This is a genomic window from Acidianus ambivalens (genome assembly GCF_009729015.1).
In the GTDB taxonomy this organism is placed as follows: Archaea; Thermoproteota; Thermoprotei_A; order Sulfolobales; family Sulfolobaceae; genus Acidianus; species Acidianus ambivalens.
The window spans coordinates 367,501-387,687 of sequence record NZ_CP045482.1 but is presented as its reverse complement, the minus strand read 5'-3'; the positions used below and the strand labels follow the sequence as shown (position 1 = coordinate 387,687).

24 protein-coding genes and 2 pseudogenes are annotated in these 20,187 nt (G+C 33.7%); 16 read left to right on the top strand and 10 right to left on the bottom strand.

All coding sequences use genetic code 11. From position 1 onward, the window contains the following. The first annotated feature begins 5 nt into the window (after positions 1-5). From glmS to D1866_RS02255, 4 genes are all read left to right on the top strand, one after another. Positions 6-1,775, top strand: a complete 1,770-nt coding sequence (gene glmS / locus D1866_RS02270) for a glutamine--fructose-6-phosphate transaminase (isomerizing) (RefSeq protein ID WP_155861018.1) — start codon at positions 6-8, stop codon at positions 1,773-1,775. Further along, complete coding sequence (locus D1866_RS02265) at positions 1,772-2,839, top strand: nucleotidyltransferase family protein (protein ID WP_152941152.1); 1,068 nt, start codon at positions 1,772-1,774, stop codon at positions 2,837-2,839. Before glmS ends, D1866_RS02265 begins: the two co-directional genes overlap by 4 nt. A gap of 82 nt (positions 2,840-2,921) precedes the next feature. After that, the gene (locus D1866_RS02260; protein WP_152941150.1) at positions 2,922-3,626 is read left to right on the top strand and encodes a hypothetical protein; all 705 of its coding nucleotides are present in this window, start codon (positions 2,922-2,924) and stop codon (positions 3,624-3,626) included. Beyond that, entirely contained in the window at positions 3,601-4,074 is a 474-nt protein-coding gene (locus D1866_RS02255; protein ID WP_152941148.1) for a hypothetical protein, read from the top strand. The genes D1866_RS02260 and D1866_RS02255 overlap by 26 nt, the downstream gene beginning before the upstream one ends. On the opposite strand, the gene D1866_RS02250 is transcribed toward D1866_RS02255, so the two are convergent. Continuing rightward, entirely contained in the window at positions 4,051-4,296 is a 246-nt protein-coding gene (locus D1866_RS02250) for a helix-turn-helix domain-containing protein (RefSeq protein WP_152941146.1), read from the bottom strand. The genes D1866_RS02255 and D1866_RS02250 overlap by 24 nt on opposite strands. 34 nt (positions 4,297-4,330) lie before the next feature. Between D1866_RS02250 and D1866_RS02245 the strand changes: the two genes are divergently transcribed. After that, positions 4,331-5,131 (top strand): DMT family transporter, encoded by an 801-nt coding sequence (locus D1866_RS02245; protein WP_155861017.1) that lies wholly within the window; start codon positions 4,331-4,333, stop codon positions 5,129-5,131. 6 nt (positions 5,132-5,137) lie between these two features. Here the strand turns inward: D1866_RS02245 and D1866_RS02240 are convergent, their stop codons facing one another. Then, positions 5,138-6,115, bottom strand: coding sequence for a YncE family protein (locus D1866_RS02240; RefSeq protein ID WP_152941144.1), 978 nt, complete (start codon positions 6,113-6,115; stop codon positions 5,138-5,140). 101 nt (positions 6,116-6,216) lie between these two features. On the opposite strand from D1866_RS02240, the gene D1866_RS02235 reads away from it, so the two are divergent. From D1866_RS02235 to D1866_RS02220, 4 genes are all read left to right on the top strand, one after another. Further along, positions 6,217-6,696 (top strand): hypothetical protein, encoded by a 480-nt coding sequence (locus D1866_RS02235; RefSeq protein ID WP_152941142.1) that lies wholly within the window; start codon positions 6,217-6,219, stop codon positions 6,694-6,696. Positions 6,697-6,879: 183 nt separating this feature from the next. Further along, entirely contained in the window at positions 6,880-7,041 is a 162-nt protein-coding gene (locus tag D1866_RS02230) for a hypothetical protein (RefSeq protein WP_152941140.1), read from the top strand. 157 nt (positions 7,042-7,198) lie between these two features. Further along, complete coding sequence (locus D1866_RS02225) at positions 7,199-7,615, top strand: hypothetical protein (protein WP_152941138.1); 417 nt, start codon at positions 7,199-7,201, stop codon at positions 7,613-7,615. Position 7,616: 1 nt separating this feature from the next. Then, the gene (locus D1866_RS02220; RefSeq protein WP_152941136.1) at positions 7,617-8,387 is read left to right on the top strand and encodes an oxygen-binding di-iron domain-containing protein; all 771 of its coding nucleotides are present in this window, start codon (positions 7,617-7,619) and stop codon (positions 8,385-8,387) included. Here the strand turns inward: D1866_RS02220 and D1866_RS02215 are convergent. Continuing rightward, positions 8,371-8,928 (bottom strand): hypothetical protein, encoded by a 558-nt coding sequence (locus D1866_RS02215; RefSeq protein ID WP_152941134.1) that lies wholly within the window; start codon positions 8,926-8,928, stop codon positions 8,371-8,373. The genes D1866_RS02220 and D1866_RS02215 overlap by 17 nt on opposite strands. 75 nt (positions 8,929-9,003) lie before the next feature. Between D1866_RS02215 and D1866_RS02210 the strand changes: the two genes are divergently transcribed. Further along, positions 9,004-10,236: a PIN domain-containing protein gene (locus D1866_RS02210; protein WP_152941132.1), complete on the top strand. Its 1,233-nt coding sequence runs from the start codon at positions 9,004-9,006 to the stop codon at positions 10,234-10,236. On the opposite strand, the gene D1866_RS02205 is transcribed toward D1866_RS02210, so the two are convergent. From D1866_RS02205 to D1866_RS02195, 3 genes are all read right to left on the bottom strand, one after another. After that, entirely contained in the window at positions 10,226-10,615 is a 390-nt protein-coding gene (locus D1866_RS02205) for a hypothetical protein (RefSeq protein ID WP_152941130.1), read from the bottom strand. The genes D1866_RS02210 and D1866_RS02205 overlap by 11 nt on opposite strands. Positions 10,616-10,667: 52 nt before the next feature. Beyond that, positions 10,668-11,438 (bottom strand): TRM11 family methyltransferase, encoded by a 771-nt coding sequence (locus D1866_RS02200; RefSeq protein ID WP_231136355.1) that lies wholly within the window; start codon positions 11,436-11,438, stop codon positions 10,668-10,670. Positions 11,439-11,685: 247 nt separating this feature from the next. Next, the gene (locus tag D1866_RS02195) at positions 11,686-11,877 is read right to left on the bottom strand and encodes a hypothetical protein (protein WP_152941128.1); all 192 of its coding nucleotides are present in this window, start codon (positions 11,875-11,877) and stop codon (positions 11,686-11,688) included. A 211-nt stretch (positions 11,878-12,088) separates the two neighbouring features. Between D1866_RS02195 and D1866_RS02190 the strand changes: the two genes are divergently transcribed. The 4 genes and pseudogenes from D1866_RS02190 to D1866_RS02180 all read left to right on the top strand — a co-directional run bounded on the left by D1866_RS02190 (position 12,089) and on the right by D1866_RS02180 (position 15,188). Further along, complete coding sequence (locus D1866_RS02190) at positions 12,089-12,850, top strand: AAA family ATPase (RefSeq protein ID WP_338025412.1); 762 nt, start codon at positions 12,089-12,091, stop codon at positions 12,848-12,850. Then, positions 12,831-13,043, top strand: coding sequence for a hypothetical protein (locus D1866_RS13735; RefSeq protein WP_338025411.1), 213 nt, complete (start codon positions 12,831-12,833; stop codon positions 13,041-13,043). The genes D1866_RS02190 and D1866_RS13735 overlap by 20 nt, the downstream gene beginning before the upstream one ends. Before the next feature lie 116 nt (positions 13,044-13,159). Then, positions 13,160-14,532 (top strand): annotated as a pseudogene (locus D1866_RS02185) (MFS transporter). A 338-nt stretch (positions 14,533-14,870) separates the two neighbouring features. After that, entirely contained in the window at positions 14,871-15,188 is a 318-nt protein-coding gene (locus D1866_RS02180) for a type II toxin-antitoxin system RelE family toxin (RefSeq protein WP_155861016.1), read from the top strand. Positions 15,189-15,764: 576 nt separating this feature from the next. Here D1866_RS02180 and D1866_RS02175 read toward each other — a convergent pair. The 4 genes from D1866_RS02175 to D1866_RS02160 form a co-directional block, all read right to left on the bottom strand. Beyond that, the gene (locus D1866_RS02175) at positions 15,765-16,082 is read right to left on the bottom strand and encodes a DsrE family protein (protein WP_152941126.1); all 318 of its coding nucleotides are present in this window, start codon (positions 16,080-16,082) and stop codon (positions 15,765-15,767) included. 165 nt (positions 16,083-16,247) lie between these two features. Continuing rightward, positions 16,248-16,454 carry a hypothetical protein gene (locus tag D1866_RS02170; RefSeq protein ID WP_048054671.1) on the bottom strand — a complete coding sequence of 69 codons (207 nt, stop codon included), beginning with the start codon at positions 16,452-16,454 and terminating at the stop codon, positions 16,248-16,250. Between the two features lie 469 nt (positions 16,455-16,923). Beyond that, positions 16,924-17,394, bottom strand: a complete 471-nt coding sequence (locus D1866_RS02165; protein ID WP_152941124.1) for a PaREP1 family protein — start codon at positions 17,392-17,394, stop codon at positions 16,924-16,926. A 65-nt stretch (positions 17,395-17,459) separates the two neighbouring features. Next, on the bottom strand, positions 17,460-18,845 hold the full coding sequence (locus D1866_RS02160) for a hypothetical protein (RefSeq protein WP_152941122.1): 1,386 nt from the start codon (positions 18,843-18,845) through the stop codon (positions 17,460-17,462). 441 nt (positions 18,846-19,286) lie between these two features. On the opposite strand from D1866_RS02160, the gene D1866_RS13205 reads away from it, so the two are divergent. After that, positions 19,287-19,448 (top strand): hypothetical protein, encoded by a 162-nt coding sequence (locus D1866_RS13205; RefSeq protein ID WP_231136354.1) that lies wholly within the window; start codon positions 19,287-19,289, stop codon positions 19,446-19,448. 20 nt (positions 19,449-19,468) lie between these two features. Continuing rightward, positions 19,469-19,663: pseudogene (locus D1866_RS13200) on the top strand (hypothetical protein); the annotation flags it as partial. Positions 19,664-20,187 lie beyond the last annotated feature (524 nt).

The following is a 20,187-nucleotide window of genomic DNA, read 5'->3' as shown; positions in this document are numbered from 1 at the left end:
TACTAGTGTGCGGAATAATTGGAGTAATCTCAAAAAATGACGAGAAGAAGCTTGCTACAATAACTGTTCAATGCCTAGAGAGATTAGAATATAGGGGCTACGATAGCGTAGGAGTAGCATCAATGGAAGGTAATGAATTGGAAGTAAGGAAAGCTAAAGGAAGAATTGATGAAGTAGTAAAAAGATTAAATATTCTATCAATGACGGGTAGAGTATTTCTAGGTCACACTAGATGGGCTACGCATGGAGAGCCTAACGACATTAATGCACATCCTCATACTGACTGTACTAACTCAATAGCAGTAGTTCATAACGGTACAATAAAAAATTTTAGAGAACTTAGGGAAGACTTAGAATCATTAGGTCATAAATTCAAAAGCGAAACTGATACAGAAGTTATTCCACATTTAGTTGAAGAATTTAAAAAGAGGGGGATGGACTCTTTTTCAGCTTTCAAATCTGCTATAAATTCTATTCAGGGCAGTTACGCAGTTTTAGCAATTATCAAAGGAGAAAATAAAATTTATTTCGCTAAAAAGGATAATCCTTTGATTATTGGTTTAGGAGATAAAATGAATTTCATATCAAGTGATATACCAAGCTTTTTACCTTATACTAATAAAGTTCTTATCTTAATAGATGGAGACGTAGGTTACATAACTCCAGATGAAATATACATAGAGAATGAAGGTAAGAAAGTTAATGTTCTGGATAGAATAAAAATAATAACCTGGGACGCTTCGGCTGCATCAAAAGAAGGTTATGCTCATTACATGCTTAAGGAAATTCACGAAAGCCCAAGAGCAGTCGATGACACTATCTCAGGATTAATTTCTGACATTGAAGACGTTAAGAACGCAATAAAAATCTTAGAGGAGTCTAAAAGAATAATAGTAATTGCAGCAGGAACTAGCTATCATGCAGGATTGTATTTCTCTTTACTTCTGCAAAGGGAAGGATTTAACGTGATTCCAGTAATAGCCTCAGAATATTACAATATAAAAACAAATCAAGAAGATTCAATATTAGCAATAAGCCAAAGCGGAGAGACCTACGACGTGATGATTGCATTAAAAGAATTCAAGGCTAACGGATCTAAAATAATTTCATTAACTAACGTAATAGACAGTGCAATAGCTAGACAAAGCGACGTAAAACTTTACACTAGGGCAGGACCGGAAATTGGAGTCGCAGCAACAAAAACTTTTACTTCACAAATAGCTGCGCTTCAATTTCTTTATTCCTTAATAAAAGGAGATGATTACACTTACTTAAATAAGGCAAAAGACGTCATAAGAAGAAGCTTAGATTTTGAAGGAGAAGCTAAATTAATAGGAGAGGAACTTTCTGCAAAGTCCAATGCATATTACCTAGGGAGAGGATTATCCTTACCTTTCGCCATGGAAGGCGCATTAAAAATAAAGGAAATAACTTATTTACATGCAGAGGCTTACGCTGCAGGAGAAAGTAAGCACGGGCCTATAGCTCTAGTTGAAAAAGATTTTCCAGTAGTTTTCATAAATCTAGGTGAGCTCGTAGGGGAACTACAAAATAACGTTCAGGAAATGAAAGCAAGAAAAGCTAAGACTTATGCCATTAGCGTTAATGAGAAGTTAAACACTGACAAGGAAATATTGCTTACGGTAGAAGATGAAAGATTATCACCATTTGCAGTCACTCCAATAATACAATTAATAGCTTATTATTCTGCAGTTAAGAGAGGAAATGATCCAGATAAACCTAGAAACTTAGCTAAGACGGTGACTGTAGGATGAAAGCGTTGGTACTAGCTGCAGGAAAAGGAGAGGGATTAAGACCTTATACTGAAAAAGAACAAAAGGAGGCTATAACAATCTTAGGCAAAGCTGTAATTTCTCATGTCTTATACGGTTTAAAAAAAGCAGGAATAGAGGAAGTAGTTATAGTTACAAACGAACATGAAAAACAAATTCAGGATGCAATAAATGTTGATATTCCCTTCGAAACGGTTAGGCAAAAAAGGCCTGGAATAACTGGAGCAGTACTTGATGGCATGGATAAAATTCCAGATGATGAATTCTTATTAACTTTCGGAGATATTATTGCTGAACCCGAATTTTACATGAATCTAATGAATTCCTACATAACTGGAAACTCAAAGGCTGTCTTCTCTTTAGTCCCAGTGTCTGAAGGTATGCAAACTTACGGCTTAGCTAAAATAGTTGATAATAGAATTGAAATAGTTAATGAAGGCTCAACACTAGCACTTGCAGGAGCTTACATAATACCTAAGGGAGATTTCACCGATATTTTAGAATATTTCAAAAAGATCTCTCCTTTCTCAAGATACTTCATATGGTCTGGCAAATGGATAGATATCGGTTATCCAGAAGATCTTATTAACGCAATAGAGGTCCTTCTTTCCGATTTAAATAATTCAATTATTTCAGATAAAGCTGAAATTTCAAAGACCGCAGTAATAGGAAAAAAAGTAATAATAGAAGACAACGCCATTATTGACGATTACTCGGTGATTAAAGGTCCTGCATACATAGGAAAAAATGCTTACATAGGAAATTATTCTCTAATAAGAGATTATTCGTCTATTGAAAGTGAGGCAAAAATAGGAGCATATTGCGAGGTTGCACATTCATTAGTAGAACCGAGAGCCGAAATTGGATCTAAAAGTTACTTAACTTACACAATAGTAGGAAGAGAAGCAAAAATAGGAGCATCAGTAGTAACAGTAAGTTATCCGGCAAATCCAGTTAGAGGAAGAGAAAGAAAGCTCGGTGCACTGATTTCTCCTAATGAAGAAGTATATCATGGACAAATTATAGGTCCAAATTATAGAAAATAGCTTCATTTTTGCTCTTTATTTATACTAAATTTCTAACAAAAACGGAAAAAGGCTTATTTAAGCGTAATCAAAAAGATTAAATGTGGAGCTTATTGATACTAAAAAGCTATTAGAGGGATACAAATTAAAAGATGGAGATAGTGTGCTCATAGATAGTGACTCATTATCAATTATAAAGTATTTTCATGGATTAAAGAAGATAAATTTGATTGCTGACGATGATTCTATATTTGAAGCACTAGAAATTGCAGGATTCTTAAGGGAGCGCCAAGTAGAAATATCTGTTAATAATTTTCCGCCATCATATGAACCTAAATTAGTTAGACGTAAAAAACTTGAGTTCCCTATTACGAGATCCAAAGGAAAAGGATTAACTTGGAAAGTATCGGGAGTAGATTTTTTGCCGGGCGATTACGTCCTAGGAAAGGATTTTCCAGTAAGTGATGAAAGAACCGGAATTTTGGGATATCTGGTTAATAAAAAAGCTGTAGTTATATTTGATAAGTCAAATGGAGATTATATTGAAGGTAAAATAGTTGGTAAGCTAAATGGTGACGAAGAATACCTTGTTAGACCAAATAAATGGTTAACCGACTTAGCAGTTTTTAAGGCAACTTTCGAAAAAGGCAAGGCAATTGTTGATAAGAAACTCCTATTTTGTAGACCTTTAGGCTCAGTTTTCCTTCCTTTAAATAGGAGGGATGTTTATAATGTTTTATTAAAATTAAAAATTAGATCCTCAGGATACCCGGTTGAGTGTTATGATTATAAAAATTCATGGAGTTAAAGGCGGTTCAGGAAAAACTACGATATCTAAATACCTTTTTTACTATTTTAGAAAGAAGGAAAGGAAAAGAGTATCGCTTCATTCTGTAGAAGAAATAGTTAAGTGCGATAATCCAGAAATTATAATACTAGATAATGTTAGTCTCTCAATAAAAAATGGCAATATAGAATGGAAATTGTTCGTTACAGATCCTCAAAGTTTAGAATTAAGCTTAAATTATGTTAAAAAAGATGACGATTTTATCATAGTTAATAAGGTTTCGCCGTTTCCTTGCGAGCAAAATGAAATAATAAAAAAGGTTTATAAGTTTAGATCGGTCCTAGTTCCTTTTAATGGAAAATTATTTTATGAAGAATACGACGAACTAGCAGAACCTACCCTAAATAGGCTAGCTGAAAATTTACTCGGTTTAAGGAAAGACCGCCTAATAGTTCCTTTTCAACAATAATTCACCTATTTCTTCTCCAAGCTCAGTTAACGCATATTTACCCTTACATTTTTTAATTACTCCATCGGCTACTAAGTCTGCCAACTGTAATTTTAAAGTATCTGTAGACTCGCCTATAAGATCCTTAATATCCTTAAAAGATAACTTTCCTCTTTCTTTCTTTAATGTTAGGACTATTTTACTCTTTATCTCGGACGACATTACCTTATCCTTAGCATCCATAAATTAAATTAAGAAACCTAAGAAATAAGCAATCGTGAATAAAAGTTACGTAATATTGATAATAGGAGGAATATCCTTTGGAACAGCAGCAATATTTATAAAATTTTCAGACTTAACTCCTGGGGCTATTGCTTTTTTCAGATTTCTTGTAGCAGGATTAATTTTATCCTTAGGAAAAATTGACCTTAGAAAGATAATAAAATATTCTCCATTCGGGTTATTATTATCCCTTCACATGATAACCTTCATATTAGGAGTTTATAATACAACAATCATTGATGCAACAGTATTAGTTTCAACTTCACCGTTTTTTGCCATACTCCTATCGCCTTTAAGCAAATTTAAGGCAGAAAGAATCGACGCTGTCATAACTACTATAGGCTTTTCAGGAATAATAATAATGAATTATCCCCTGCAGATAGGTTATATATATGGTAATATAATGTCATTAATATCTGCCTTCTTAATCTCACTTTATACAACATTATTAAGCAGAAACGAAGAAAACCCCCTTGTGCTAACCTCAAGCATTTACATATCTTCCTCAATTTTCTCTTTACCATTTATGATATACCAAGGAATAGGGAAGATAGATTCAACGTCAGTCTTATCCCTACTCGGCTTAATCTTTATACCAACATTAATAGGACATACAAGCGTTATTTATGCATCAAATAAAGTTAAACCACAATATATAGAAACTATAGGCTTATTAGAGCCTGTAGTTGCATCAATAATAGCAATATTTACCTTTAACCAAATACCTACTCTTTTTGAAGTTTTAGGCTCTGTACTAATAGTATCATCAATTATACTAGTTATAAATAAAAAATAGTGACAGTTATCCAATCTCCTTTTTAATCACAAAATATCCTATTAAAACCAAAACCGCTATACCTCCTGCTATTAAATAATAAAGGCAATAAGGAGGTGGAGGAGGAGGTACTTGAGGAATTATAATAACATCATTTGAAAGCGAATTAACAGCGTATATGTTACCATTTTTATACATTAAAATTGAAGGTCTCCCGCCAACTGATATATTATGAATAATACTGCCACTAAGTGAAAGTACTAGAATAGATCCCGTAGCCACGTCTGATACGTAAATATAGCCGTCTGAAGGATCATAAATTGCATCATAAGGACCCAAGCCGGCATTGAAATGAAAAACACCAGAGGAGTTTATTATAGTAAGCTCATTATTCTTCCAACTCGTTACAAAAATGTTCCCGTCGCAGTAATTAACGTAAACTACTTGGCCACCTATATAATAGGTTGTATTTAGCTTTCCTTCTATATTATATACATAGACTACACCGTCATATCCTCCTCCTATGTAAAGAAGGCAATTCTTAGGATCAAAGGCTATAGCATCAGGTTGATAACCAAGATTTATAGTTTTTATTAAACTACAGTTCTTTATTATTGCCAGAGAATTAATTTCTGGCTCTGTAACGAAAAGCTCTTGATTTTTAGGATCATAAGCCATATAATAAGGAGAAGACGTCAAATTAATAGACCTTATTATCTTGTTATTTTCTAATACTACGATCTTATCACAGCCTGCTAAAGCTACATAAATCTTGTTGCCTGCACTAATCATACTTATTGGTTGCGAACCAACAGAAATAGTAGAAATAACTGCATTATTACTAGGATCTATAATGCTTACAGTACTGGAATTATAATTTGTAACATATATATAACCAGAATTGCATAAGATAAAAGATGGGACATTCCCAACTTCAATACTAACAATTGAGGATGAGACAGATATTAACATAAACAATACTAAGAAAGAAAGCTCCCTAACCATATATACGATTACATAATGATTATTAAAAATTCTATGGTAACAGTAACCTTAGCAAAAGGAAAAATACTAATTTATTAACCTAATTCCTTAATTACCTTGCAATGATTTATGCATTTACGTACTTAGGAGATAATTTTTACATATTTTGGTTAGGTACAAAAGTAGGTACAATAACTTCTGACAAGTTAACATATAAGGGAATTGCTGAAATTTACATAGGGAAGAAAATCGATAACAACCTAACCCCTAGAGACGTTAATGAATTAATAAGATCTTGGTATGAAGCATTTAGAGTAGGTAAATTTTCAAGATATCCATTAGAATGGCTACTAAGTGTAGTCAACGAGTTGGAAAGTGACGAAAAAATACAAAGAATCCTTTTAAAGAACATAGAAAAAGATATTGAAAGCGAAGATGAAAAGAAAGCTTTAACAATTTTAGGAGACGATATAATTACTGAAATTAACAGCACAATAGGAGATTCTCCCTTTACTAAAATAGCCTTTACCGATAGATTATATGCCTATATAACAAGACCTCCATATATACTAAAACCCTATGTTTTTACAGATATTTTATAAAGCTCTTAAACTTTCTTCCCATTTAACATACAACTTAACTCTATATTAAAATTAAAATATTTTTGTAAAAATAATTTAAGAAAACTCATTAAATATCATATACTATTTAAAAAGGGAAATTAAACAGTTTATATCCAAACTTCATAATAGCTTAAATAGGAAAACAAAAGATCTCTAAATACGATGGTTGTAAAATTAACTGAGGAGATTGAAACGAACGACGATGAGTCTAGTAAACTTTGGTTTTACGATAAAAAGAATATAATAGATTGTTTTCCTAACTTAGTCGGTTTCTCAGAGAATAAAATAAAGCTTAGAGTAAAGAACTTCCTTTTTCTTAAATAAGACACTAGAATACGAGATTACAAGCTTTGTAGGAGGAGGATATATAGAGCATAAATTCAAAAATGAAGATTCCTTTGCGTCTTTACTTATAACATTTAACAAGAGCAAAAAAATCATTTCTTTATCCCTTTCATATTCCGGGAAATTTGAAAGACAAATGAGTAAAATACTGGAGGAAATGATGAAGAATCTAAAAAGAAAATACCTTGAACAAAAAACAGTAAATAAGAAAGACGAAACAATATCCTCTAAACTCTCTTCCTTATCTTTTATAGCAAAACTCATTTCAACTTCCAAGTTAATATATTCTGATAAACTAGATACTGGTAAAATAGATATAATTCCTTTCATTGAAGATATCTTGCATAAATTCTCGCAATACCATATAATTTACATATCAGGATATAATGAAGAAAATACTTTTCGACTCCTATTCGTTAGCGGAGAACTCAAAGGAGTGTATATAAAAATCTCTGACAAAGAGTTTTATTCTGAAGAAGAATTATTAAAACTTAAAGGATTATTTCACGTTTCTGTTTACGCAAATCTATTAAAAACTAGTATGGTGATCTAATTTGATCGAACCAATCGTATTGGCAGAAGAAAAAGGAAACAAATTCGTTTGGTTATCAATAGATGAAGCAGAAATGGATAAGGGAATAATAACAAACCAATATTTGCTTACAGTAAAAGATAAAGGCGTATTAATGGATCCCGGAGGACCATTAGTTTTTGAGAGAGTATATAACGCAATGCAAAAGTTCATTAAACCAGAAGACGTTGAATACATCTTCCTATCTCACGAAGATCCAGACATAGTTTCTGGCATCTCTCTATGGTTAAGTTATTGCCCCAATGCAAAAATACTAATCTCTGACTTGTGGGATAGATTCTTACCACACGTCGGAGTAGATATAAAAATGAACGTAATAAGAATACCCATTCAAGGAATGCAAATTAACCTAAACGGAGATGATTTAAGAATAATTCCTGCTCATTTCCTGCATTCAGTTGGCAACTTCCACCTTTATGATCCAATAACTAAAGTTTACTTCTCTGGAGATTTGGGAGCAGCAGTTTTCCCAAAAGGTTCATGGTATATAATAGTTGATAACTTCGACGAGCACAAAAAGTACATGGAGGGCTTTCACAAAAAATACATGGCTAATAAAAAAGCGATAGAATTATGGTTAAAACAAATTCAAGGACTAGATATTAGAATCATAGCTCCACAACACGGCGCAGTAATTGAAGGAAATAACGTGAGAAAATTCATTGATTGGATAAAAAGCTTAGATAAAATAGGAATAGATCTCCTAGAAGAAGAACTTAATACCAATACCTAGTCCTTGCAGACTTCAATCCTTCCTTATAGGCCGCATAAGTAATTATGAAGCCAACCCCAAGTGCTGCTACAAAGATTATTAAAACATCAATTACTGAAAAGTCACTAGAGTCTATTGCCTTTCTCGCATCTCTTAAATTAGAAAAGAAAGATGAAATATAAGCCCAGGCATCAAATATTGTAGCAAAAGCGTTATACGCTGTTATTAACCCTGCTTTCCAATCCCTGCCTCTTACCGTTGAAACCGCACTTAGATAAGTTGCAATAACACCCCATATAATAATCTCCAGACCAAAAACGAGTCCAGAGAACGATAATATGAAAACTGTGGTAGAGACGGAAATATAACCTAAAATTCCCAAAACTATAGCTATAATCAAGCTAAGTACATAACTCATTGGCAAAAAACCGCCCAAGGTGTACAAAAGCTTTCCTAGCCCTCTTCTATAAGCTGATATTTTACCAGAATTATATGAGTTCCAAATAGGTATGATTATATCTATAATGAAAAAGATTATATCAAGTAGTAAACCTATGCACATTAAATACTTCTCCTCTTCTTCAAGTATAAAAAGTCTTTCAACGATACTTATTTAATAACAACACTACTCTATTATATGATACTAGGAGTTCTAGGTTCAGATAAACTAGTTACGACAACTAACGCCATACTCACAGAAATATTTACAGGAATAAGGCCAATTGATAAAATTATCATATTATCAGAGGAAAAGACCAAGAGGGACTATACAGAACTAAAAGAGATAGTTAAGGTTATTGGAATTAACTCGGAAATTGAAGAAATTGAATTAGGTAAAGGATTAAAAAGTTGGAGAGAAAAACTAAAGAACGTAGATATAGACGTAGCTGACATAACTCCAGGAAGAAAATATATGGCGTATTCAATAATTGCTTATTCAAAAGCAAAAGAAGTACGTTACGTTTACATAAAAGAAGAAAGCAAAGGTTACCACATTTTTGGTTACATCCCATTTAACGAAATGGAAGTAGTAAACATGAGGACAGGAGAAAAAATTAACTTCGACCCTCCACAAACTATTAAAGGCCTGCCTAATGATAACGAATTATCAACTACAGCAACTGATGCGTTAATAAATATTTACAGTCTTCTAGGAAAAGTTACAATAGAAAACCACTATAGAGAGATCCAAGAATTTGAAATCTCTGATCATAAAGACGAGAACGAAGAATTATGCCTATTAAGAGCAGGATTCTTAAGATACAAAGAAGAGGATGAAATAAAGAACGAAGCTCAAAAAGGCTCATTCTTCATAGCTGATACAAACACCTACATAAACATAGGGCCTAGATTAAAGTTTTTGACATACTCAAAAATAGGTTACAGATTATTAGCCTCAAGGGCTACATATAACGAACTACAGAACAAGACGTCTAGCACGCAAAAAGACGAGAAACTTTACCGCTTTTATATGGGAATGGAAAGTTACAGATCATCGCACACGCCTCCAATTTCAGAAGATAGAAGATTTGGTGACATAAACCTATTAGAAGAAAGTAAAAGACTAAAAAGTGAATTACCTGACAAATTAGTATTAATAACCACTGATGTAATGTTAGCTAACTCAGCAAGATCTAAAGGAGTTTCAACTATACTTTTAAGAAACGTAAATAAAGGAAAAGGAGATATAGGAGTTTATTTAAATTGCGTAAAATACTTCACTCAAAATTCTATAATGGTAGAAGGTAAAAGAGTTGCGGAAATTCCAAAAGTCAGAGAATATGAGGAAAAAATAAGAGTAAAAACTATCAAGGAAGAATTAAACTACCCTTACCTACTTTCAATTACTGAGAACTTCCTTAAGTCTTAGCTTCCTCCTTTTTCTCTCCTTCCTCTTTCTTAGGCCTCTTAAACCTCACAACGTTAGCCTCAAAAGATATTTTAGCCTTCTCACCCTCACATTGTACAGTTATCTTACCGTTAGCTTCATTCAAAGGAGTGCACTTAGCCTCATACTTCTGAGCAAGCTCATCAACGAAATTCCTAAACCCAATGCGTTCCCTAAACCTTATTCCAGAAAGTTCAATAGTATGGTCAGTTACTGTTAACTTAGGCTCCTCCTTATCCTCACCTTTCTTTTTCTTTGAGAATCTCTTAAGTATGCCTTCTAATTTAGCTTTCTCAGAATCAACGTTTTTACCTTCTTTCAATTCAACTTTAACATCAACGTAATATTTAACAACCTTCATATCATTCAACAAAAGGTAAAGAAACTATTAAATCTAACTAAAGAGACCTTACTCACGTTAGAATAGAAGTTACATCCTCAATATGGTTAGAACAAATAACGAAACCCCTATGCCCTTCAACGATCTTTAAATCAGCATTACTAAAGAAGTTCTTACACAAACCAATAAGCTCACCAAAATCCCAATACTTCAACTCAATTTCTGCCTTCCTTCCAGAGACCAAATCTATATAAAGCCTCTTAAACATGCCACGATATTCGTCGTAACCCTCATGAATAGATAACAAAACCTTATCCTTCCTAACTCTTTCAGGAAGAATTTCCTTATACCTTGAGGTTATGATATAATTATAAAACATGTTATGCCCTTGAATTATTAGACTTCCTCCAGAATTTAGGGAAAGCTTAGAAGACAACATAAACTTAGCCATATCAAAAGTTGAGAAGGTTGCATGAGAATTACCATACATTAAAATTACATCAGCCTTTATACCAAGCTTATGTATTTCCCTTGCATCAATAACGTAGGTTTCTGCCTCAAAACCTAATTCGTCTCTAGAAAACTCCTTAGCTTTCTCTAAAGCCTTAGGCCTTAAATCAGTAATTATAAGCCTAACTTTAAAACCTTTAGACAAAAGATTCTTAGAAAGGGCTATCCCACCAATTCCGGTACCTCCAGCCACCTCTAATATCGTCAAACTACTCTTACTTACCTCTATTGACAGTGCACTAAACTCCTTTAATGCCCTATCGTACCTATTCCTCGATTTATTAATATCCTCTTCCCACTCAATAAGCTCTAGAACTTCAGAAAGGTCGCTCATATACAGAATTACTACAATAGAATATTAAAACCCCCTTCTCTGTAAAATTATGTTCATCTTCCCCGGCTTAACTACTATTTATCATACTATTTTTGTCAATATATTTGTAATTAAAGTAGCAATTATTCCGCCCATGAATCCAAAGAAGTACATCCTCATATCATTCCTTAAATCGTCAATACGTTTATTCAAAGCATCAATCTTAGCATCTACATAACCCTTTAGCTCATTTTCTAGCGAGCTAATATCAGGCCTTCAACTCCTTCCTTAGGTTATCCATTTCTTTCCTTACATTATCTATATCATTCTTCGTAGCTACATCCTTAATTACGCTATTTAGAACAATCTCGTCGTTCTGAGCAATACCAACAGCTATCCTTTTAACAAATTCCTTCTCATCCTTATCAAACTCTTCTAGCATTTGCTTTGTTAAACTCACATTAATCATATATTATCCCAAAATTTAAAAACACTAGAGAGCACAACTAAGTGCAAATTCTCTTAAATTTATTACTTCTGGGGCAGAAGTTAAATTCTGGGGCAGAAGTTGTTATTTGACGAAAGGCCAAAAGACAGGAAAGAAGACCTATTCGACAGAGAAAAAGAAGTTGAGGAAATAATAAACAATATAAAAAGACCCCCTACTACTCATCTCAGGGGTTAGAAGGATAGGTAAAACCTCAGTACTCCTAGTTTCACTAAACGAAGCTAAAGAAAATTACATACTCATCGACTGCAGGAAACTAAAAGAAAACTACGGTAGAAAAGAACTATACTCATTATTCTCTGAAGCGCTATCCTCAAAATTATCCTATCTAAAGGACATTCTAGAGAAAGTCAAAGGGATAAGTATAGCAGGAAATTACGTCGAAATAAAGTGGGGTGGAAAGAACTATATATCATTATCAAGCCTCTTCGACGAGCTAAATAAAAAAAGATTAATCATAGCAATAGACGAAGCACAGAGACTAAGAGGACCATTAAGTAAAGAAATAAAAGATGCCATAGCTCACGCTTACGACTACGATAGAAACTTAACTTTCATACTTACTGGCTCGGAAGTAGGTTTATTGCACGAATTAATAGATGTGGAAAACGAAAACTCCCCGGTTTACGGAAGATATTACCTAGAAATAACTCTTGACAGATTTAACAAGGAAAGGAGCAGAGAATTCCTACAGAGAGGATTCCAAGAGATTTCAATAAAGGTTGAGGATAAAATTATTGAAGAAATAGTAAATTATTTCGACGGAATTCCAGGCTGGCTAACATTTGCAGGTAACGAATACGCAACAAAGGGAAAAATCGAAGAAGTAAAGAAAACCGCAGTGAAAGTTGCAAAAGGAGAATTAGAAAACCTAATCGAAGAAAAACAAAAAAAAGGTATCTTACATAACGGGGAAAAGATATAGGAACGCATTAAAATGTATTGCAAAAGGAGAAAACTCTTGGTCTAAACTACTCTCTTGCATGGAAAAAGAAGAAGGTTCAACAATCTCCACAAGCGTATTAGATAATATAATACAAAACCTAGAAAAAATGAGCATAATAAAAGATTACGAGTTCCTAGATCCAGTATATAAAGAAGCATCAAAATTATTATGAAAATCTAATAATAAATGTGTAGTATATTTTATCAGATATATATTCTATATATTTTACGCTTTTTACTTTATCTATATTGATTATACTTAAATTCTGTTTTCCTCATTATCTCACAAATGAAACTAACAGATGCGTTCAAACCCTTGGACGACAAAAAATTCGACATGTTCCACATAAAGAGCTTACTAACTACGGGTATGGGAGTATTTACAGATGGCTATCTATTATCTTCAATAAGCTTAGTAATCCTAGACGTGATGTCGACATTCGGAATAACAAAATCAAATCCATCATACACTTTCTGGCTAGGAGTATTGGACGGAACAGTATTCATAGGAGCAGCACTTGGAGCAATAATCTTCGGAATATTAGCCAACAAAGGAAGAAAAACCTTTTACGGAGTAGACGTTGCCCTAATGACGATAGGTGCACTACTACAAGCATTCGTTACTTCACCCACAGAATTAGCAATAGTGAGACTTCTAGTAGGTATTGGCACAGGGGCAGACTACGTGCTATCACCATTAATAATGGCAGAGCACTCTAACGCAAAAGACAGAGGAAAATTAATTGCATTAGGTTTCGGCCTAATGTGGTCATTAGGTGCAATAACTGCATCACTGCTTTACTTAGGAATATCACCTTTCGTTACACCGTCGACGCTCTGAAGAATAATATTAGCAGCAGGAGCAATTCCGGCAGCCTCAGTAATTTACTTAAGAAGAAAAGTACCAGAAACAACTAGGTACCTACTAAGAATAAAAGGAGACGTAAAACACTTTGAAACTATAGTAAAGCAAATAGCAGGAAAAACAGTAAACGTTAATGAAGATTTAAAGGACAAAAATCCCCTACTCTCATACTTTAAAACCTCGGGAAGAATATTTGCAGTAGCAGCAATATTGTGGTTCCTTTACGACCTAACGGGTTATTCGGGCCAACTTTAATAGCAAGGTCAATAGGAATTTACAACCCAGCAATATTCTCCCTCATAGTATCAGCAGTTTTCGGCTTCCCTGGTAAATTCACTGGAATTTCATTAATTGACAAAGTAGGAAGAAAACCACTACAAGCTTTAGGCTCATTGGGAGAAGGAATATTCTTAGTAGCTTTCGCTTTGCTACTGCCGAAGGAGGCATTTCTTCCCGCAGGATTACTACTAGTAATTTACGGACTCCACGATTTCACGGGAAGCGTAGGACCCGGAATAATAAGCACTACAGGCATGCTAGGAGTAGAATTAGCGCCGACAAAAGTAAGGAGCATAGTACAGGCTATAACAGTAGCCTCAGGAAGAACTGGAGCAGCAATAGCGTCATTCTTATTCCCCGTGCTCTTCATATCAATTAGCAAAGAGGTAGCAATGATGTTCTTTGCAATACTAATGCTAATTGCTGCAGCACTAACCTGGTTCGGAGTACCAGAAACTAAAGGAAAATCCCTAGAATTAGCAAGCCAAGAAATTAAGGAAAACGTTATAAGAGAATAAAAAAGAAGAAGGAAGAAAAAGTTAGTAATGTGTTTTTATTATTATTTTTCCTCTCTTTGTATTATAATACTAGGTAAATATATCCCTGTGCCCTTAAAGGAGATAATAAAGAGGATACAAGAAAGACTCTCACTTATATTACAAGATTGACAGTAAGCAGAGAAGGATTAGCTTTTGCCCATTCGATAAAGTTGGTTTGATGACAATACTGTTAGAAAACGCTGTTTACAGCTATGGAAATTCATACCTATCCACTTTCATTATTACAACTATTATTCATGGTTAGATAATATATGAAAGAAAAGATTTTTTAAATTTATTTTTCTATATCTTTTATCGTGGTTTGTGAGAAGTGGGAATTGAAATTCATGTTTAGGAAGAGGATAACTAATCTTGAAGAATTATCGGAATTTTTAGCTAAGAAATTTCCTCAAGAAGAGGTTGTAATGTTAATCTTTGATAAATTGTATTTGCTCAGAGAAGACCCCAAAAAGTATGCCAGGGAGAAATTAAAGAACCAAACAGATAAGGACGGAAGGCCTTTATTCTCTATAGAAGTAACCGGAGATATTAGGATAATTTATAGTTTTGACTCAAAAAATTATACTGTCTTCATTTGGAGGATTGGGAAGCATAAGAAAGCTTACCGTTTTTAGCCCTAACTTTCTTAAGCGTTAGTTCCTTTAACTTATCCAATTCTTCATCACTTTCAATTGTTACGAAATAATATTCCCTGTCTTTTCCGCTCTTCATATGTATAAACTTCTCAAAGAGGTTATTAAAATAGCTCCTTATTGAGTCTTTCATTATTGATTTTTGGAAAATCGATAAGTAGTATAGACTCTATCTTAGAATTCCAGATTTATTCATTAAAATTGTAAAAACTCCCTTACTCTGCAAAAACTCATTTCTCTCCTTTTATTTTTTATCATAATATATAACAAATATAAACAAGTATTGAAAAATAATATAATATAGGTATATTATATGTTATAATATATTGTGATGTAATAATGTGTTCAAATTAGGTGTTTTTTAGTTACAAGTCAGACTTTCTAATGATATCTAGTCCTCATTTACAGTGCTCTTTAAGTAAAGAGGTTCTTTGCAATACTAATGCCCATTACAGTTTTGGTTTGAGTACCAGAAACTAAAGGAAAATCCCTAGAATTAATAAGCAAATAAATTTAAAAAATAACAATAAAAGAAACTAGTATTTTCCTCTCTTTGTATTATAATACTAGGTAAATATATCCCTCTTGTATCCTCTTTATTATCTCCTTTAAAGACGCTGGCACGTAAATTACTCCCGGCGCTAGTTCCTCTTTAGTTATATTCCTAGCCTCCATTGACGTTCCGCAAGCTACTACCTTAACTTTCTCATTCTTCAACAGAGGAGCAATCCTATTCCTCTGAGTAACTGCCGCAATTCCACCGTTCAAATAAACAACTTCAACTTCTTCAGTCTCAGGCATTTCAGATAAGTGAGTTGCTGCAGTTATTGACATTGGTATCTTTTCCTCAGAATCAACCGACAGGACTATTTTCATTTTCTCACTAAATAATAAAAACTCGTATGACATTTTTAAATCTACTCTGAAAAAATCAAATTGAATTCTTTTCTTAACATTAAGAGAAAAGAGATATTAATAAGAGGAAATATTTTAGTATAGTTATTTTTCTTCCTTTCTACATAAAAGAAAGAGTGAATTTTCCTAAAAGAAACCCTTCCTAAACTTGTATATAAAAAATCCAGTAATTATTAATAATACAGCAAAACCTACACCTATTGGAATTTCTGACTTACAAGGGATTATAGAAGTGTTTAAGTAAAAAGTACACAAAAGAGTCACTAATATAAATATTGATATAAAGCCCATTATGACTGAAAGACTTAAATTAATTTTTAACTTAGATACCATTAAGCCAGCTTTATTTTCTTTGGTAATAAAGTTTATGAAAATAACCTTAATCGGTCTGATTATGAATTTTTGAGAATTTGCATTGCCTTTATGTTAGTTGTGAAGAACGTTAAAAAATACTACATTGGCACCATCCGTTTTCAAAGCTTAAGAGTAAAAGTTCGTAATTCCTGGTATCGTAATTTTCTCAAAGAATTCCTCTTTATATCAGCCAGAATACATTGTTATAGTCTTACACCATGAGTTCTTTAGAATGCTAGAAATGGTGAAGGATAAAGCTTGTTCTTCCCTAAAACCTTTCCATCCTCCAGCAACTATCTTCTAGAGACGTTGATTGTAAAAACCCAAATGCTAAACTAGAAACTTTTGTAAAACTGCAGCACCTTTGAGAAGCGAAGGTAAAAATACTATTATATATTCAATATGCTTTACGTAATGGATTTATTACTTCATATAAAGGCCTGAGACCTTAGTTTGTTAGAATTTTCTTGGCCTCGTTTAACATCTCCTTTACTCTATCTATATAAGAAGTTATATCTGCAGTTGTTAACTTAGCTTCATGAAAGCCCCATACGTGGAGGAAGTATGCACTACTCCAGCCGTCCAATACCCAATTGCCTACTTTGCCCGCTAAGGTATTAGAAGCTTTGCCCAATAAATAAGTATACCATCTCCCTTCTTTTAATAATTGCTGATATTCTGCCAAATTGTACTTCTCTGCGAGAGCTTTAACAACCTCTTCCGCAACCTTATAAGCCTTTTCTGAGGCTTGGATTGCATCACCCTTATTTAGGTATTCTAATGCTTCGGCCATATATTTCTCTGCTAACTCCATCCTCAACTTTATTCCTTCTTGAGGATCTTCCTTTGACAATGCTAAGATTATTAAATCCTCGACATCAATCCCCTTCTCCTCGGCTTTTCTTATTAGCTCCTCCATAAGTTAAAATTCGATTTTATAATTATAAGCTAAAGACCTACTTACTCGCCTTGATGATAAACAAATTAATACCCTACATTTTCTATATTAGAGAATACGCAATCCAAAGCGCCTTGATAAATATCGTTCTCATCAAGGTCTAAATCCTGCTGAGCAACACACTCGTCAACATAACTTAAAAGCCTGTAGTTCCTCGTCTTGATTAACTCCTCCCTAACGCGCTCGACAACATTCTTAGCCTTCTCAATATAAGGCTTAGCATTATTAACCATCTCGTCTACATTATCAGTCCAAATAATATAGTAAACAATAGCACTTGCAATAACTGCGCTTATTCCATATACTGAAACAATAGAACTAATAGCCTTCTCAGCGTTCTCAACACCTCTAATACTCAGATCTAGCACGTCCTTAACTCCCAGTTCATCGGCGTAGGCCAACATTCCAGCATCAGTATAAGGATAAGGAGGAGGTTCGACTATTAAAAGATCACCAAAAGAATAACCTCCGACGTTTAACATGTTACCGTCGAAAACCAAGCCTATTAAACCAACAGACTTACAACCGCTAGTACAAGAAAAAGACATGAAAACAGGAGCACCAATTAAAGCCTCATTATAAGAAGTATTGCTTACAAGTTTCGAGCAGTATTTCTCGAAACTACCAACCAAGAAAAACTTACATAGCCCATCCATAACGCTTGCAGGGAAGAGAACGTAAGCAGAACCGCGCTGTACTGCTGGGGGAACCTTAAAAGTAGCCTGCTTACTTATAGTAGCTATAACCATGTAAGGAAAAGGAGGAAGACCAGAATCTGTTCTAAGAAGTCCTGCAAGAGTATCAGCAGAATAATGCCCACCAGATACAGTAATAAGTTCTCCAGGAACTTCAATGTCGGAGAACGATCTTGAGGTAAAGTACGGAATATAGTTCATCATTATTGCTCCCCCCGCTGCAGATTCTAACGCGTCCAAAAACCAGCCTACAAAGGGAGTATTGCATCCTTCTGGAGGGTTCGGTTGCAACCATGCACTACTTATCCTGTTTGCCATCATTCTAACAACTACAATGTTACTTTCCTTATCACGCATTTTAGTAATCAACCCTTTAGTACCATTATAAAAAATCGCTCCTCCTTGATAAGCTTGGATAGCCCTACCGGAAGCCCAATATTTCGATTTACCGCCTACGTAATAGTAGTTCCCTTCCTGCGTCCTGATGATTATTCCATGCCTAATAACTTGGAAAATATTCTTAGTATCCTTAGTCACCCTAGTTGAAGTAGCTAACGCAGGGTAAAACTCGTAAGAGAATCCCTTCTCCTTTATCTGCATTGCAGTACAAGTTGCGGTGTCCCTAATTGCACCGTAAGACAATGCTGCACCTACAATACCTGCTATAGCCCCAACGGCCCCTTCGGATATTGGAATAGGTACAGGACTGGTAGACATTACTATTATTAGATAAAATACGAGTATATAAGGATTTTGATTATACATCCATTTTCATCTGTATACAAAATTATATGCCTAAAATACGAAATATGATACATAATTGAAACTTATATCGTCTTACAGTAAAAATTGTATTCCTATTAATAAGTTAATATTTTAAACATCCATGGCATCCAATATTCGTGAAAATGCTATTCTAAAATCGTCATAAAGAACGCCCAAGCAAGAAAACATCACGTCTTAAAACATAGGGGTTTGAAAATCGTGCATTTACATCTCAGAAATTGATTCGAATAGTTTAAGAGATATTTTATGAGCATATTAGACCCCTTAATAAACATTGCATATATATACAGTGAAGATACTTATTTCTCACAAAATCCTTACATCAACACGCTAACCTCTACTTTTTAAGAGTACGAAAAATAACCTAATAATATGGTGGAAGAAAAATTAATTTCGCATAAGATTAATAGAAAGGCTTACATTAAGGCAAGAATTATTGAAACCTTAGATGATATAGACGTAGCAATACACATGTGGATAGCAGGAAGAAGTAGAAATTCTTCAGCGCAGTTAAAGCTCTATTATCCGAATTAGTAACTAAAAATCTTGATAGACTACCAAATAGCGATATAAAGAGGGGATATAATGCACCTACTCGTTCGTTAAAAGGAATTTCCATGGATTTAGCCAAGTTAGGTTATGCGCAAGTTGAGAACATAACTGACAAAGCCTTTCTCTTGCACGACTTCAATATAACGGCTTTGATCCAGACTTTAAGAAGGAGGAAGTTTTGCACGATATTCTCATAGTGAGCAATTTCATTTTAGATCATATAAAAGAATGGTTTAAGGAAGAATAGGACAACGATTTAGATAATGTATATAACATAGCACTATCTGATATGAAAAACTGGGTTAACATATTGCAAATATTATTAAATGAGCAAGCATATAATTCCTCTTCACTTAATGAAGAAAGGCCTTTAGTATTGTTCTTGAATTTTATTGAAGTTTGAAAAACGTAAATGCTAGACTCCCAATACTTCGACGTCCGACCATTCCCTTGTTAAATTTGAAAAATATCCTTAACCCCTTTACCTACAATTGAAGATATAGCTAATGCAGAATATAACTCTCTTATTTTAGTCAAAGTGCAAGTTATCGTAATTATGTCGATAGATTTGTTTACGTTTTTAAATCTTTTCACTTTTGAAAATTTTCAATGATTTCTAATTAGCAGACTATTAGATTGAGATAAAGACAGGAAGTTGGAGGAATACCGATTAACATAAGTAACGAAATTCAGCTAATTGAAGTAATACACGCATTGCTAT